We start from the raw sequence: 16543 nt of genomic DNA, 5'->3' as shown, positions 1-16543 counted from the left end.
CATAAACCCATGCAATACGGGAGCTTTTTTCGTTCGACCGGGTCTCGAATCACGCAGGTTCCAAAAGCGCGATCTTCTACACAGGGAAAACGATAATTAAAAAACTATCGCACTGCGGCAAAATCGGGAACAAGCATTGACATGCCTTGCGATGGGGAGCAAGAATGTTCCTCACGGCTCCTCGTACAAGGGACAGGGCGTGACGAGGTCGCGAGCATTTTGCTCACGTGCGCACGAACCTGCCTCTCAACCCGTCCGCAAGGACTTACCGGTCAAAAGCAGGTATGGCAGCTTCTCATTCCTCAGCTTCCCCCAGCACGGACTCCTCGACGGAGCACATGCAGCAGGCCGGTACGAGCGGTGCAACACCGGCCGCGGGCATGCAGCAGTTTCTCGACGTGTGGATGAACGCATGGCGTTCGCTCGGCACATCGCCAGGCGGCAACGGCATGCCTTTCACGATGCCTCAGATACCGCTGCAAATGCCTCAAATCAGTCTGCCGCAGGGTTTCCCTCAAATGCCGTCGTTTCCCGGCATGCCCGATTTCAGCAAACTGGCGGCGGGATCGATGCCCGGCATGCCGTCCTTCGCCGGTCTGAACATATCGAGCGCGGCCATTCCATCCGAGCGTCTGCAGAAACTGCAGGCTGACTATTCGCGCGAGGCAATGGAATTGATTCAGCAAGCCACCACGTCCGCGACTCAGGCGCCGGAACTCAAGGACCGCCGCTTCAGTTCCGACGCATGGAGTTCGGCGCCGGCGTATGCCTTCACTGCCGCCTGGTATCTGTTGAACGCGCGCTATCTGCAGGAAATGGTCGACGCGCTCGACATCGAACCCAAGGTGCGCGAGCGGATCCGCTTCGCCGTGCAGCAGTGGACCGCGGCGGCATCGCCGAGCAACTTCTTCGCATTGAATCCGGAAGCGCAAAAAACCTTGCTGGACAGCAAGGGCGAGAGCTTGCGCCAGGGCGTGATGAACCTGCTCGGCGACTTGCAGCGTGGCAAGATCTCGCAGACCGACGAATCGGGTTTTGTAGTCGGTGAGAATCTTGCGAACACCGAAGGCTCGGTCGTGTTCGAAAACGACCTGATGCAGGTGATCCAGTACAAGCCGCGCACGCCGACCGTGCGTGAACGGCCGCTCCTCATCGTGCCGCCTTGCATCAACAAGTTCTACATTCTCGACCTGCAGCCGGAGAATTCGCTGGTCGCTCACGGGCTCGATTCCGGGCATCAGGTGTTCCTGATTTCGTGGCGCAACGCGGATCAATCGATCGCGCATAAAACCTGGGACGACTACATCAGCGAGGGCGTGCTCACCGCCATCGACACGGTGAGCAAGATCAGCGGCCGCGAGCAGATCAACACGCTTGGTTTCTGCGTCGGCGGCACGATGCTCGCCACGGCGCTCGCGGTGGCCGCGGCGCGCGGCGAACACCCGGCCGCGTCCATGACGCTGCTCACCGCCATGCTCGATTTCTCGGACACCGGCGTGCTCGACGTGTTCGTCGACGAGGCGCATGTGCAGATGCGCGAGCAGACCATCGGCGGCAAGAACGGTACGCCGCCGGGGCTGATGCGCGGCATCGAGTTCGCCAACACGTTCTCGTTTCTGCGGCCGAACGATCTGGTGTGGAACTACGTCGTCGACAATTACCTCAAAGGTCGCACGCCCGTGCCGTTCGACCTGCTGTACTGGAACAGCGACTCGACCAACCTGCCGGGCCCGATGTATGTCTGGTATTTGCGCCATACGTATCTCGAGAATCGTCTGCGCGAGCCGGGTGCGTTGACCACGTGCGGCGAACCAGTCGATCTCTCGAAGATCGATGTGCCCACCTTCATCTACGGTTCACGCGAAGACCATATCGTGCCGTGGCAAACGGCGTACGCGTCGGTGCCGCTTCTCAACGGGCCGTTGAAGTTCGTGCTCGGCGCGTCGGGTCACATCGCCGGTGTGATCAATCCGCCCGCGAAGAAGAAGCGCAATTTCTGGACGCTGGAAGGCGACGGGAAAACGCTGCCGGAGAACCCGGACGAATGGCTCGATCAGGCTACCGACGTCGCTGGCAGCTGGTGGCCGGAATGGACCACGTGGCTCGATCAGTACGGCGGCAAGAAGGTGAAGCCGCGCGCCACGGCTGGCTCGGCTGACTTCCCGGTGATCGAGCCGGCGCCCGGGCGTTACGTGCGGCAACGGGAGTAAGTTCGAGCGTGCTTCATGGCGCGGTTGTCTGCGGTGTGAACGAGCGTCTGATTGAATCAGGGCGTGATTAAGAGCAACGAGATTTTTAACTTGACGGGCAGCGGCGCATGCGGCCGACCGCCCGGAGGATATCGAAATGACTGATGTTGTGATCGTATCGGCCGCCCGTACGGCAGTAGGCAAATTCGGTGGGTCGCTGGCGAAGATCGCCGCGCCCGAACTCGGCGCCACGGTGATTCGCGCCGTCCTCGAGCGGGCTGGCCTGAAGCCCGAGCAGGTGAGCGAAGTGATCCTGGGTCAGGTGCTGACGGCAGGGTCGGGCCAGAATCCGGCGCGTCAGTCGCTGATCAAGGCGGGCTTGCCCACCGCCGTGCCCGCGATGACGATCAACGTGGTGTGCGGTTCGGGCCTGAAGTCCGTGATGCTCGCGGCCAACGCCATCATTGCCGGTGACGCGGATATCGTGGTGGCCGGTGGTCAGGAAAACATGAGCGCGGCGCCGCACGTGCTGCCGGGCTCGCGCGACGGTTTCCGCATGGGCGACGCAAAGCTGGTCGACTCGATGATCGTCGACGGCCTGTGGGACGTCTACAACCAGTACCACATGGGCGTGACGGCGGAAAACGTCGCCAAGGAATACGGCATCACGCGCGAGCAGCAGGACGCGTTCGCGGCGCTGTCGCAGAACAAGGCGGAAGCCGCGCAGAAATCGGGCCGCTTCAACGACGAAATCGTGCCGGTCGAAATCCCGCAACGCAAGGGCGAGCCGCTGCGTTTCGCAACGGACGAGTTCGTGCGCCATGGCGTAACGGCTGAATCGCTGGCGGGCTTGAAACCGGCCTTCTCGAAAGAAGGCTCGGTGACGGCGGCCAATGCGTCGGGTCTGAACGACGGCGCGGCGGCCGTGCTGGTGATGTCGGCGAAGAAGGCGGAGGCGCTCGGCCTGACGCCGCTCGCGCGCATCAAGGCTTACGCGACCTCGGGTCTGGACCCGAAGGTGATGGGCATGGGCCCGGTGCCGGCATCGCGCCGCTGTCTCGAACGCGCGGGCTGGACGCCGGCCGATCTGGACCTGATGGAAATCAACGAAGCGTTTGCCGCGCAGGCGTGCGCCGTGAATCAGCAAATGGGCTGGGACACGTCGAAGATCAACGTGAACGGCGGCGCGATTGCGATCGGCCACCCGATCGGCGCGTCCGGTTGCCGGATTCTCGTCACGCTGCTGCACGAAATGCAGAAGCGCGATGCGAAGAAGGGTCTGGCGTCGCTGTGTATCGGCGGCGGCATGGGTGTGGCGCTGGCGCTCGAGCGCGCCTGAACAAGGGCGCGTGGCCGGCGCCACGGGCGTCGGTCATGCGTCGAATGGAACGTTGCCGCGCGCTGTGGCGCGCGGTCAGCGCAGGCCTCGTCAGCCGGTCGCCCGGCGGCAGCGGAGATGAAGCACAGGCGAGGGAAGAGGCCGCCAGTCGGCGCCTCGAAAACGATAATGGAGTCTAGTTTATGACACAGCGAATTGCGTACGTAACGGGCGGGATGGGTGGCATCGGCACGAGCATTTGCCAGCGGCTGCACAAAGAGGGCTTCAAGGTCGTCGCGGGCTGCGGTCCGAACTCGCCGCGCCGCGTGAAGTGGCTCGAAGAGCAGAAGGCCCTGGGCTTCGATTTCATCGCGTCCGAAGGCAACGTCGGCGATTGGGAATCGACCAAGAACGCGTTCGACAAGGTCAAGGCCGAAGTCGGCGAGATCGATGTGCTGGTGAATAATGCCGGCATTACGCGCGACGTCGTATTCCGCAAGATGACGCACGAAGACTGGACGGCGGTGATCGACACCAACCTGACCAGCCTGTTCAACGTCACCAAGCAGGTGATCGACGGCATGGTCGAGCGTGGTTTTGGCCGCATCATCAACATTTCGTCGGTGAACGGCCAGAAGGGCCAGTTCGGCCAGACCAACTACTCGACCGCGAAGGCCGGCATTCACGGCTTCACGATGTCGCTGGCGCAGGAAGTGGCCACCAAGGGCGTGACGGTCAATACCGTGTCGCCGGGCTACATCGGCACCGATATGGTCAAGTCGATCCGCCCCGACGTGCTGGAAAAGATCGTCGCTACAATTCCGGTGCGCCGACTCGGTCAGCCGCAGGAAATCGGCTCGATCGTGGCATGGCTGGCATCGGATGAATCGGGTTTCTCCACGGGCGCTGATTTTTCGCTGAACGGCGGTTTGCATATGGGCTGAGTCACCGGCGTGCCGCTCGCAAGGCAGCGCGCTTCGGCTCAGATGGTTCGGCGGCGTCTCGACTGCGCAATGGCCCGATTGCGCAGCCGCTGACGCCGTTTCCGCGCTCAACTTGCGCTCAAAGGCGTTACATGACCACTACTACAAAGAAAACAGCCGAACGACTGATCAAGAAATATCCGAATCGTCGGCTCTACGATACCGAGACAAGCACGTACATCACGCTGACGGACGTCAAACAGCTCGTGTTGGATCAGGAGGATTTCAAGGTCATCGATGCGAAGAGCAACGAGGATCTGACGCGCGCCATCCTTTTGCAGATCATTCTCGAAGAGGAGAGCGGCGGCTTGCCGATGTTCTCGTCGTCGATGCTCTCGCAGATCATCCGTTTCTACGGTCATGCGATGCAGGGCATGATGGGCACGTACCTGGAAAAGAATATCCAGGCCTTCATCGACATCCAGGCGAAGCTCGCCGACCAGTCGAAGAATCTGTACGAAGGCAAGGCGATGAACCCCGAAGTCTGGTCGCAGTTCATGAACATGCAGGCGCCGATGATGCAGGGCATGATGACCAGCTATATCGAGCAGTCGAAGAACATGTTCGTGCAGATGCAGGAGCAGATGCAGAACCAGGCGAAGTCGATGTTCGCCACGTTCCCGTTTACGCCGGGTGGCGCGGTCAATGCGGCCAATCCCGGGAATGCGCCGGCCAATCCGCAGAGCAATCCGGAAGTCAATCCGGAGCCGGAGAAGAAGTAGCGGCGCGCAAGCGTTCGAGCGAGTGGGGTGTCCCGGCGTTGGGCGTCGCCGGGGCGAGGCCCCGGAGCCTTGACGTCGCTAGCGCAGCCTTTGCCTTGGCGCCAGGCGGTCGGTGCCGACGCGGTACAATCGCGACCTGCGTGTGTGGGGCATTTTCCTCGGAGAGGGCGCTCTGGCCGCCAATTCCACCCCCATTCCGACCGCTGATCTCATGTTTTACGGCTGCCTCACTTATCCGCAGGAAATGCGCCACCGTCCGGCGCCCGCTCTCGCATGAGCCGGCTCTACCTCGCCCCGATGGAGGGCCTCGCGGACTATGTATTACGCGACGTGCTGACCGGCATCGGCGGCTTCGACGGATGCGTGTCCGAATTCATCCGCGTGACCGGCTCCCTGCTTCCCAGTCGCGTCTACGAGCGGGAAGCGCCCGAAGTGCTCGAAGGAGGCCACACTCCGAACGGCACGCCGATGGTGATCCAACTGCTCGGCAGCGATCCAGCATGGATGGCCCGGAACGCCGCCCACGCAGCCACGTTGTCGCCGCATGGAATCGACCTGAACTTCGGATGTCCGGCCAAGGTCGTGAATCAGCACGGCGGCGGAGCCATGCTGCTGGCCGACCCTGAACAACTGAACCGGATCGTCTCAGCGGTTCGCGCCGCGGTGCCGGCCGGCATCGCCGTGACGGCGAAAATGCGCCTCGGCGTGTCCGACACCTCGCTCGCGATCGATTGCGCCACGGCGCTGGCCGAAGGCGGCGCGGCCTCGCTCGTCGTGCATGCCAGAACGCGGGATCACGGTTACCGGCCGCCCGCGCACTGGGAGTGGATCGCGCGTATCGACGCCGCCGTGGACGTGCCGGTCATCGCGAACGGAGAAGTCTGGACGGTGGCCGACTGGGAGCGCTGTCGCGCGGTCAGCGGCTGTGCGGACGTGATGATCGGACGCGGCGCCGTATCGGACCCTTTCCTGGCGCTTCGGATACGCGGACTGATGGACCGCTCCCCATCCGAAGGGGAATGGCAGGACGCGCTTGGCCACATCGCCGGTTATCTGCGAAAACTGCAAGCTCGGGTCGCCTCCCGGCACGAGCACGGACGCGTCAAAAAGTGGCTGAGCTACCTGCAGCGCACCTGGCCGCAAGCCGCCGAACTGCATGCGGCGATCCGCCGGGTGCAGGATTCGCACGAAATCCTGGAAGTAATCGAGCGTGCTTTGGCCGTGGGCCACTTAATGGCGACACATCAATTCGCGCGCCTCGGCCGAGTCGATCCAGCAGACGTCGCGGTCGTTTGAGGGCGAATATTCAAAGACTTACGAGCGGCAGCCGTGGTGAACCGCTACAATTCAGGGTTTAACGTCTTCAAGCGGTCCCCCATGTCTGCCACCCCCCCGATTGCCCCGATTGCCCCGACTGCCACGCCGAAGGTCGGCTTTGTGTCGCTCGGCTGCCCGAAAGCCCTGGTCGATTCCGAGCAGATCATCACCCAACTGCGCGCCGAAGGTTACGAGATCTCCGGCACGTACGACGGCGCGGACCTCGTGGTCGTCAACACCTGCGGCTTCATCGACGAAGCGGTGCAGGAAAGTCTCGACGCGATCGGCGAGGCGCTCAACGAAAATGGCAAGGTGATCGTGACCGGCTGTCTCGGCGCCAAGAAGAGTGCGAGCGGCTCGGGGCTGATCGAAGAAGTGCATCCGAAAGTGCTCGCCGTGACCGGCCCGCACGCGCTCGGCGAAGTGATGCAGCACGTGCACACCCATCTGCCGAAGCCGCACGATCCGTTCGTCGATCTGGTGCCGGCCGCGGGCGTCAAGCTCACGCCGCGCCATTACGCGTACCTGAAGATTTCCGAAGGCTGCAATCACCGCTGCACGTTCTGCATCATCCCGTCCATGCGCGGCGACCTCGTGTCGCGTCCCGTCGCCGACGTGATGCTCGAAGCGGAAAATCTCTTCAAGTCGGGCGTGAAAGAACTGCTGGTGATTTCGCAGGACACGAGCGCCTATGGCGTCGACGTCAAATACCGCACGGGTTTCTGGAACGGCAAGCCGATCAAGACGCGCATGACCGATCTGGTCGGCGCGCTTGGCGAACTCGCCGCGCAATACGGCGCATGGGTGCGTCTGCATTACGTGTATCCGTATCCGAGCGTCGACGAAGTGATTCCGATGATGGCCGAAGGCCCCTACAAGGGCCACGTGCTGCCGTACCTCGACGTGCCGTTCCAGCACGCGCATCCGGAAGTGTTGAAGCGCATGAAGCGCCCGGCCAACGCCGAGAAGGTGTTGGAGCGCGTGAAGAAATGGCGCGAGATGTGCCCGGATCTGACTATCCGCAGCACGTTCATCGCCGGCTTCCCGGGCGAGACCGAAGAGCAGTTCCAGACGCTGCTCGACTTCATCCGCGAGGCGGAACTGGATCGTGTCGGCTGCTTCGCCTATTCGCCGGTCGAAGGCGCAACGGCCAACGAACTCGACGGCGCGTTGCCCGACGAAGTGCGCGAAGAGCGTCGCGCGCGCTTCATGGAAGTCGCCGAAGAAGTGTCGGCGAAGCGTATCGCGAAGAAGGTCGGCAAGACGCTGAAGGTGCTGGTCGACGAGATCAATGCCGACGGCGGCATCGGCCGCACCGCGGCTGATGCGCCGGAGATCGACGGCGTCGTGTATATCGCGCCTGCCGTCAAGGCGTCGAGGCGCTACAAGGTCGGCGATTTCGTGTCGGTCAAAATCACCGGCGCCGACGGTCATGACCTGTGGGGCGAGGTTTAATCGATGACGGCGAGCACGACTGCCGCGCCGCAAGTCCAGCGCCCCGAAATCCTCGCGCTCGGCGAGGCGATGATCGAATTCAACCAGTCGGCGAAAGACCAGCCGAACTATCTGCAAGGTTTCGGCGGCGATACGTCGAACTTCTGTATCGCGGCCGCACGGCAAGGCGCGCGGACCGGTTTCGTGTCGGCGGTGGGCGCGGATCATTTCGGGCGGCTGCTGGTCGATCTGTGGGAGCGCGAGCAGGTGGACACGTCGCTGGTGCGCGTCGATCCGCAGGCGTCCACGGGTGTGTATTTCGTGTCGCACGGTCCGAATGGTCACGCGTTCGACTATCTGCGCGCCGGTTCGGCCGCGAGCCGCTATGCGCCGCACGATCTGCCGCTCGACGCGATCGCCGCGGCCAAGGTAGTTCATCTGTCCGGCATCAGTCTCGCGATCAGCCTGAGCGCCTGCGACGCGGCGCTGGAAGCGATCGCTCACGCGCGCGCCAACGGCGTGCGCGTGAGCTTCGACACCAATCTGCGTCTGAAGCTGTGGCCACTCGCGCGGGCGCGCGCGGTGATGCTCGAAGCCATCCGCCAGACCGACATCTGTCTGCCGAGCTGGGACGACGTCACCGACCTCACAGGCCTGACCGGCCGTGACGAGATCGTCGATTTCCTGCTGTCGCACGGCCCGCGCGTGGTTGCGCTGAAGCTCGGCAAAGAGGGCTCGTATATCGCGACGCCGAACGAGCGGCGCGTCGTGCCGGGCCACGCCGTCAATGCAGTCGACGCAACCGGCGCGGGCGACTGCTTCGGCGGCGCGTTCATCGCGCGCATCGTCGCGGGTGACGATCCATTTGCAGCGGCGCGTTATGCGAACGTCGCCGCGGCGCTGTCCACGCAAGGTTACGGCGCGGTGGCGCCGATTCCGTCGCGCGCGACGGTCGAACAACTTCTGGCGGGCTGAACACACGCGCCATGAAGCGCGGCCCGCCGAGGCAAGATCATCTTGACAGACTAGAAGAGGAGCGAGCGATGCAACGGGACGTAGTGGTGGTAAGCGGTGTGCGTACGGCAATCGGCGGTTTCGGCGGCAGTCTGAAAGATTTTTCGCCGACCGATCTGGGCGCACGCGTCGTGCGTGAAGTGCTGGCGCGCGCCAACGTGTCGGGCGACGAAGTCGGCCACGTGGTGTTCGGCAACGTCGTGCATACCGAACCGAAAGACATGTACCTCGCGCGCGTGGCCGCGATCAACGGCGGCGTCGCGCAACATGCGCCGGCGCTGACCGTGAACCGCCTGTGCGGCTCCGGCTTGCAGGCCATTGTCTCGGCCGCGCAAAGCGTGCTGCTCGGCGACGCCGACATCGCGATCGGCGGCGGCGCGGAAAACATGAGCCGCGCGCCTTACTCCATGCCGGCCGCGCGCTTCGGTCAGCGCATGGGCGACGCGCGCCTCGTCGACATGATGGTCGGCGCGCTGAACGATCCGTTCCAGTCGATCCATATGGGCGTGACCGCCGAGAACGTCGCGCGCAAATACGATATCTCGCGCGAAGCGCAGGACGCGCTCGCCCTCGAATCGCACCGCCGTGCGGCCAATGCGATCACGAGCGGCTACTTCAAGCAACAGATCCTGCCGATCACGATCCCGTCGAAGAAAGGCGACGTCGTGTTCGACACGGACGAACACACGCGCATGAACGCGTCGGCGGAAGATTTCTCGAAACTGAAGCCGGTGTTCGCGAAAGAAAATGGCACGGTAACGGCCGGCAACGCATCGGGCATCAACGACGCCGCCGCGGCCGTCGTGCTGATGGAGCGCAGCCTCGCGCAACAGCGCGGCATCAAGCCGCTGGCGCGGCTCGTGTCGTACGCGCATGCCGGCGTCGATCCAGCGTACATGGGCATCGGCCCGGTGCCGGCCACCCGCAAGGCGCTCGAACGGGCCGGGCTGACCGTCGCCGATCTCGACGTGATCGAGGCCAATGAAGCGTTCGCCGCGCAGGCGTGCGCGGTCAGCAAGGAGTTGGGCTTCGATCCGGCCAAGGTCAATCCGAACGGCTCGGGCATTTCGCTCGGCCACCCGATCGGCGCGACCGGTGCGCTCATCACCGTCAAGGCGCTGTACGAACTGCAGCGGATCGGCGGGCGCTATGCGCTGGTCACGATGTGTATCGGCGGCGGCCAAGGCATCGCGGCGATCTTCGAACGGATCTGACGCGCTGCGTGTCAGTAGCAAGCGGTATCGAGCAATGAGGAAGGGATGCGGGAATTGAAATCGATGAAGGGTGCGGTGCGTCGGCGCGGCTGGGCAGTCACGAGCGCTGCCGCATTGCTGTGTGCCGGCGCGGCGGCGATGCTGCCCGCGCAGGCATGGGCGGAAAGCGACGCGGTGAAGGAGTTGGCGGCGCCCCCGCCGATCCAGTTGCCGCTCAGGCCCAGCCCCGATTTCGCGAAGTTCCCGCGCTACGCCGGCATGCTGGGCTCGCGCCAGATCGTGCTGAAGCTCGGCCCGAAAAGCGACGACCCATCCGGCGTGCACGGCGAGTATCAGTTCACGGACACCGGCGTGGTGATCCTGATCGCGGGCGACCGCGACGGCGACACGCTCGAAGTCGAGGAATCGAACGACGGCACTCATATCACCGGCAACTGGGTCGGCAAGTTCGCGGCGGACGGCTCGGTGGCGGGCGAGCGCATGAACGTCGACGATTCCGATCCGCAGCCGTTCGATCTGAAGCCGCTGGCGGCAGGGCAGGCGGTGCCGCCGCCCGGCGCGCCGGCGACCGCGGCGGACAAGGCTACAGCCGCGCCGCAGGCCTCCGCGGGCGCCGCCACGGCGCCGGCTTCGGCCGCCGCCACCGGCGGCCACGCCGTGGGTGGCGTCAGCAACCTGCAAACCGGCGAGTGAAACCGCAGCCGCGTGACGCCCGACGTCTCGCGCGCTGCCCGCAAGCGAAATCCCGCCAGCTCGTCTACTCTTGCGGGTGCGGCGCGCGCCTTGAAACCGCGCGCCCTCCGTTTCCGTCCGCATTTCACCGAAACTCACCATGACCCAATCCAAACTCCAACGCGGTTTGCAAACCCGTATCGTGCGTGCCGAGGACCAGCTCACGCCGGGCTTCGAGTCGTTCTCGATGCCGGTCACTCGGGCGTCGACGGTCGTGTTCCCCGATCTCGCGACCATGCGCGCGCTCGACTGGAAGAACGACGCGCAATGGCGCTACGGCCTGCATGCCACGCCGACTTCGCTGGCGCTGGCGCAGCGCCTTGCCACCATCGAGGGCGGCAATCACGCGTTGTTGCAGCCGTCGGGGCTGTCGTCGATTTCGAACGTGTATTTCGGCCTCGTCAAAGCCGGCGACGACGTGCTGATTCCCGATAACGTCTATTCGCCGAACCGCGATCACGGCGACTGGCTGGCGCGCGATTTCGGCGTCACCGTGCGCTACTACGATCCGATGATCGGCGCGGGCATCGCCGATGTGATCCAGCCGAATACGCGTCTGATCTGGCTCGAAGCACCCGGCTCGGTGACGATGGAAGTGGCCGACGTGCCGGCCATCACCGCGGCGGCGCGCGCGCGCAACGTCGTCACGGCGATCGACAACACGTGGTCGGCGGGGCTCGGTTTCCGGCCGTTCGATCATGGCGTCGACATTTCGGTGCAGGCGCTCACCAAATATCAATCGGGCGGCGGCGACGTGCTGATGGGCGCGACCATCACCGTCGATCGCGAATTGCATCTGAAGCTGAAGGCGGCGCGCATGCGCATGGGTATCGGCGTCTCGTCCGACGACTGCTCGCTGATTCTGCGCAGCCTGCCGACCATGCAATTGCGCTTCGAGCAGCATGACCGCGCGGCGCTCGGCCTCGCCAGGTGGTTGAAGGGGCGGCCGGAAATTGCCACGGTGTTGCACCCGGCCTTGTCCGACTGCCCGGGCCATGAGTTTTACAAGCGCGATTTCACGGGCGCGGGCGGACTCTTTTCCGTCGTGTTCGACGGCCGCTACAGCCCGGCGCAAATCGACACGTTCTGCGAGTCGCTTGAATTGTTCTCGCTCGGCTGGAGCTGGGGCGGAGCGCACAGCCTCGTGATGCCGTACAACGTCGTGGCGATGCGCACGGCAGGACAGTGGCCGCATCGCGGGACGTTGGTGCGGTTCTATATCGGGCTCGAAGCCGAGGCGGACTTGCGTGCGGACATCGAGCAGTCGCTGGCGGGGCTGGGTTAAACATCCGAACGACGTTTTTCCGTAGGACGAGTGAGCCCATCGGGACATGTTCCCGGTGGGCTTTTTTCTTGTCAACGGCGAGTGTCGATATAGCCAGTAAGCCTAACCATTCGGCCGAATATTCAGCGTGAAATCCCGACGCTACGATGGTGCGCATCCCGACTAACGGTTGCCGCGCCATGGTGAGTTTCGATGAATCTTTTCTTCTGGATGTTGCTGAATCTCGGCGTGCCGATCATCGGCCCGATCTTTACGCTGGCGCTTGTCGTCCCCGCGCACGGCTGGCACGTCGCAAAGACGTTGATCGCCGGCTCGGTGAAAGACGGCCAACTGTTCTGGTGTGCGATCGGGCTGTTTGCGTCGGCGATTTATGAAGCGGTCACGGCGCTGGAGCGGGGCCGTGGCGAGGCGTCGGTTCTGGCGGAAGCTTTTCGCCAACCGAGATTGTCATCTCGATTCTCTCCACGGTCATTGCTGCATCTTTATTTGCAATCCTACATGTACAACTGAATTAGATTTTTTAGATAGTGGGGCATCTATACTGATCCTCTCAGGGAGGCAATCATGAAAAAATTCTCGTTGTGGCTAGTCTCAGAAAAGATCTACCCGCGCTTTTTGATGTGGGCCGTAATCGTCATGAGCCTTGATGCGATCAGCATGATGGTGGTGCTCACAACTGACATTCTGAAAAAATAGAGCCACTGCCAGCGCCGGCCGCCATTGCGTCGGCCAGCGCATCCAACTGGCATCAGAACAGCCGCAGCAACCCATCCAGCCCGACATGGTTGAACGCCACGCTGGCCGCTTCCCGCACCACCGGCTTCGCGCGAAACGCAACGGAAAGGCCGGCTTCGACTATCATCTTCAGATCGTTCGAGCCATCGCCCATGGCGATTGCGCGGCTCGGTTCAATGCCCAATTGCGCGCATGTTTCGCGCAGTGTGCGTGCTTTGACATCGGCATTGACAATCTCGCCGATTACCTTGCCGGTCAGTTTGCCGTCCACGATTTCAAGCGTGTTCGCGCGCGTGAAATCAAGGCCGAGTCGTGCCTTCAGCTTCTCGGTGAAGAAGTTGAATCCGCCCGACACCAACAGCGTTTTCAGGCCGGCCGCCTTCGCGCCAGCGAGCATCTTCTCGGCGCCCGGCGAGAGTTGCAGCCGCTCCTCGTACACACGCTCGAGCGCGCTTGCGTCGAGGCCTTCGAGCAGCGCCACGCGGCGCGTCAGGCTTTCGTTGAAGTCCTTGATTTCGCCGCGCATTGACGCCTCGGTGATCGCGGCCACTTCCGCTTTCAGTCCGCAGAAGTCGGCGATCTCGTCGATACATTCGATTGTGATCAGCGTCGAGTCCATGTCCATCGCGACCAGCCCGAAGTCGCGCAACTGGCGGCCGGCTTCGACAAACGCGTAGTCGAGTTGATGGGTGCCGCAATAGACATCGAGGTCGGCGCGCTGGGCGACGTTCGCATCGGCAATGCGAATCGCGTTCGCGTCGATGACGCTGGCGTGTGAACCGCGCGCGAGCGCGACGAGCGCTTTGTGATGATCGGCAGAAAGGGGCGCGGGGCTTTGAATGACGAGGTTCATGGACGACGACGCAATAAAGCGGAAAAGGACGGCGCGCGATGCGCGCAAAAGCACGGGCGCGCGGCGTGCGCGGAAAATCCCGCTATTGTAACGGGTCGCCGGCCGGCATCGCGTCTCGGTGTCCGCTCCGAACGCTGCTCAAGGCGACACCTCGCATCGCGCCGTGCAATCTTGCGGCGCGCAGTTCATACTGACGCATCGAACGACGCCTCGCAGCCACAGCGCGCACCGACCGTCGCATCCGCACTTTGCGGCGCGCAACGTCCGGCACGCGAACGCACTGACATCCCATGATGAGGCGCATCATGACGGAGACAACGCATGCCCCAGGCGACCGCCAGCGACGCATCCACTCTTGCGCGCGACTTCGATCTGCGCCACCTGAATCCCGCTTTCCATGCCGATCCCTATCCGGTCTATCACGCGCTGCGCACCCATGAGCCGGTCAAGCGCATGCCGGACGGTTCGCTGTTTCTGACACGGTTTCGCGACGTGCAGGCGGTGTATCGCGACCCGAAAACCTTCAGCTCCGACAAGACGGTTGAATTCAAGCCCAAGTACGGCGACTCGCCGCTGTACACGCATCACACCACGAGTCTCGTCTTCAATGATCCGCCGCGCCATACACGCGTGCGCAGGCTGATCGCCGGGGCGCTGACCGCGCGTGCCATCGCGGCGATGGAGCCGGGGCTGGTGCGCCTCGTCGACGGCTTGCTCGACGCCGCCGCCGAACGCGGTCGGATCGATCTGATCGGCGAGTTCGCGTCGGCGATTCCGGTCGAGATCATCGGCAATCTGCTGGATGTGCCGCACGCGGAGCGCGAGCCCTTGCGTGACTGGTCGCTGGCGATACTCGGCGCGCTCGAACCGGCGCTCAGCGAGGCGCAGCTCGAACGGGGCAATCGCGCGGTGAGCGAATTCGTCGGCTATTTGCGCGATCTGGTCGCGCGACGCCGGCGCGAGCCGGGCGATCCGCAGCACGACGTGCTGACGCGTCTGATTCAGGGCGAAGAGGGCGGCGAGCAGTTGTCCGAAGCGGAGTTGCTGCAAAACTGCATTTTCATTCTGAACGCCGGCCATGAGACGACCACGAATCTGATCGGCAATGGCCTCGTCACGCTGACGCAATGGCCCGAGCAGCGTGCGGCGCTGCTGCGCGAGCCGTCGCTGATCGAATCGGCGGTGGAGGAATGTCTGCGTTTCGAGAGTTCGAACCAACTCGGCAACCGCATCGCAACCGTCGATACCGAGATCGGCGGTGTCGCGCTCGCGCGCGGCACGCCGGTCACGCTTTGCATCGGTGCCGCCAATCGCGATCCGGAACAGTTCGCGGATCCGGATCGCTTCGACATCCGCCGCGATCCGAACCGGCACCTTGCGTTCGGCTTCGGCATCCATCAGTGCGCCGGGTTGTCGCTCGCGCGACTCGAGGCGCGCATCGCGATTGGCCGCTTCGTGCAGCGCTTTCCGTCCTATCGTCTGAACGGCGAGCCGACGCGCGGCGGCCGCGTGCGATTTCGCGGCTTCGCCGCGGTGCCGCTCGAGCTTGAACCGGCAGGACACCGAACAGCGTAGCTTTTGCCGTGCTGTCGCAAGACTTACAGTCTGTGCATGCGCCGCCAGACGACGCCGGCGCGTGCCAGCTGTGGCCGACAACCCGTGGCACGCTTGCTGCTTCACGTCAGGTCTTAGGCCCATGGGAGCGCACGATGCCACACATGATCTGGAAGGGCGCAATCAGCTTCGGCCTCGTCCACGTACCGGTGCAGTTATATCCGGCGACGCAGTCGGAGAAGGTCGGCTTCAATCTGCTGGATAAGCGCTCGATCGATCCGGTCGGCTACAAGCAGATCAACAAGCGCACCGGCAAGGATGTGACGCGCGATAACATCGTGCGCGGCTTCGAGTACGAGAAGGACAAGTACGTCGTGCTTTCGGATGACGAGATCCGCTCGGCGAACCCCGAGTCGACGCAAACGGTCGATATCCTCGCTTTCGTCGACGCCCCCGACATCTCGTTTCTGTATCTCGACACACCGTATTTCCTCACGCCCGATCGCAAGGGCGAAAAGGTCTACGCACTGTTGCGCGAAGCCATGAAGGCGTCGGGCAAGGTCGGCGTGGCGAGCGTCGTGCTGCATAACAAACAGCATCTCGCGGCGCTGATTCCTGTCGGTCCGGTGTTGGCCTTGAACACGCTGCGCTGGGCCGCGGAAGTGCGCGACTTCGACGAATTCAAGCTGCCGCCCGAAGGCATGAAAGCCGCAGGTGTGTCCGCGCGCGAACTCGACATGGCGAAGAAGCTGATCGATGACATGAGCGACAAGTGGGATCCGTCGCAGTATCACGACACCTTCCGCGACGACATCATGGCGCTGGTCGACCGCAAGATTCGCGCGGGCAAGACCGAGGAAATCACCGAAGTCGAAGTGCCCCACGAGTCGCGCCAATCCGCCGATATTCTCGACCTGTCTGATCTGCTCAAACGCAGCCTTGGGCGCGGCAAGAGCAAGCCGGCGGCAGGCAGCCGCAAACGTGCCGCGGACGACGACGCTGAGGACGACGACGCCGATAGCGACGCAGAGGCGGCAACGCCGGCCCGCAAGAAGCCACGCGCGACGCGCGCGGCGAGTACCACAACGACGCGTAGTCGCGGCAGCGGCGGCGCAAGCGGTCGTGCGGCTGCCAAAACTTCCTCGACGCCGGCCGCCCGTAAACGTCGCGCGGCAGCCTGAGCGTCTGTGTCG

Annotated in this window: 15 protein-coding genes; 14 read left to right on the top strand and 1 reads right to left on the bottom strand. The window is 63.6% G+C overall.

Annotated features, from left to right (window positions below):
- Positions 1-380 precede the first annotated feature (380 nt).
- The 12 genes from phaC to RI103_RS10880 all read left to right on the top strand — a co-directional run bounded on the left by phaC (position 381) and on the right by RI103_RS10880 (position 12904).
- The gene (gene phaC / locus RI103_RS10935; protein ID WP_310815221.1) at positions 381-2210 is read left to right on the top strand and encodes a class I poly(R)-hydroxyalkanoic acid synthase; all 1830 of its coding nucleotides are present in this window, start codon (positions 381-383) and stop codon (positions 2208-2210) included.
- 136 nt (positions 2211-2346) lie between these two features.
- Positions 2347-3528, top strand: a complete 1182-nt coding sequence (locus RI103_RS10930; protein ID WP_310812054.1) for an acetyl-CoA C-acetyltransferase — start codon at positions 2347-2349, stop codon at positions 3526-3528.
- Positions 3529-3710: 182 nt separating this feature from the next.
- Positions 3711-4451 (top strand): 3-ketoacyl-ACP reductase, encoded by a 741-nt coding sequence (locus tag RI103_RS10925; protein WP_310812053.1) that lies wholly within the window; start codon positions 3711-3713, stop codon positions 4449-4451.
- A 131-nt stretch (positions 4452-4582) separates the two neighbouring features.
- Entirely contained in the window at positions 4583-5212 is a 630-nt protein-coding gene (gene phaR / locus RI103_RS10920) for a polyhydroxyalkanoate synthesis repressor PhaR (RefSeq protein ID WP_132374758.1), read from the top strand.
- A gap of 273 nt (positions 5213-5485) precedes the next feature.
- Positions 5486-6508, top strand: coding sequence for a tRNA-dihydrouridine synthase (locus RI103_RS10915; protein WP_310812052.1), 1023 nt, complete (start codon positions 5486-5488; stop codon positions 6506-6508).
- An 81-nt stretch (positions 6509-6589) separates the two neighbouring features.
- Complete coding sequence (gene rimO / locus RI103_RS10910) at positions 6590-7984, top strand: 30S ribosomal protein S12 methylthiotransferase RimO (protein ID WP_310812051.1); 1395 nt, start codon at positions 6590-6592, stop codon at positions 7982-7984.
- A gap of 3 nt (positions 7985-7987) precedes the next feature.
- The gene (locus RI103_RS10905; RefSeq protein ID WP_310812050.1) at positions 7988-8938 is read left to right on the top strand and encodes a sugar kinase; all 951 of its coding nucleotides are present in this window, start codon (positions 7988-7990) and stop codon (positions 8936-8938) included.
- A 68-nt stretch (positions 8939-9006) separates the two neighbouring features.
- On the top strand, positions 9007-10191 hold the full coding sequence (gene bktB, locus RI103_RS10900; RefSeq protein ID WP_310812049.1) for a beta-ketothiolase BktB: 1185 nt from the start codon (positions 9007-9009) through the stop codon (positions 10189-10191).
- Between the two features lie 45 nt (positions 10192-10236).
- The gene (locus RI103_RS10895; protein WP_310812048.1) at positions 10237-10884 is read left to right on the top strand and encodes a hypothetical protein; all 648 of its coding nucleotides are present in this window, start codon (positions 10237-10239) and stop codon (positions 10882-10884) included.
- 139 nt (positions 10885-11023) lie between these two features.
- Positions 11024-12208 (top strand): cystathionine beta-lyase, encoded by a 1185-nt coding sequence (locus tag RI103_RS10890; protein ID WP_310812047.1) that lies wholly within the window; start codon positions 11024-11026, stop codon positions 12206-12208.
- Positions 12209-12400: 192 nt separating this feature from the next.
- Positions 12401-12718, top strand: a complete 318-nt coding sequence (locus RI103_RS10885; protein ID WP_310812046.1) for a hypothetical protein — start codon at positions 12401-12403, stop codon at positions 12716-12718.
- A gap of 54 nt (positions 12719-12772) precedes the next feature.
- Positions 12773-12904: a hypothetical protein gene (locus RI103_RS10880; RefSeq protein ID WP_310812045.1), complete on the top strand. Its 132-nt coding sequence runs from the start codon at positions 12773-12775 to the stop codon at positions 12902-12904.
- A 52-nt stretch (positions 12905-12956) separates the two neighbouring features.
- Here the strand turns inward: RI103_RS10880 and serB are convergent, their stop codons facing one another.
- Positions 12957-13796, bottom strand: coding sequence for a phosphoserine phosphatase SerB (serB, locus tag RI103_RS10875; RefSeq protein ID WP_310812044.1), 840 nt, complete (start codon positions 13794-13796; stop codon positions 12957-12959).
- Positions 13797-14117: 321 nt separating this feature from the next.
- Here serB and RI103_RS10870 point away from each other — a divergent pair, with 321 nt between their 5' ends.
- Both RI103_RS10870 and RI103_RS10865 read left to right on the top strand, forming a co-directional pair.
- The gene (locus RI103_RS10870) at positions 14118-15371 is read left to right on the top strand and encodes a cytochrome P450 (RefSeq protein WP_310812043.1); all 1254 of its coding nucleotides are present in this window, start codon (positions 14118-14120) and stop codon (positions 15369-15371) included.
- Between the two features lie 134 nt (positions 15372-15505).
- The gene (locus RI103_RS10865; protein WP_310812042.1) at positions 15506-16531 is read left to right on the top strand and encodes a Ku protein; all 1026 of its coding nucleotides are present in this window, start codon (positions 15506-15508) and stop codon (positions 16529-16531) included.
- Positions 16532-16543: the final 12 nt, after the last annotated feature.

This window comes from Paraburkholderia sp. FT54 (genome assembly GCF_031585635.1).
Classification (GTDB): domain Bacteria; phylum Pseudomonadota; class Gammaproteobacteria; order Burkholderiales; family Burkholderiaceae; genus Paraburkholderia.
Note: the sequence above shows the minus strand (reverse complement) of the source record. Positions and strands in the feature narration are given on the sequence as shown.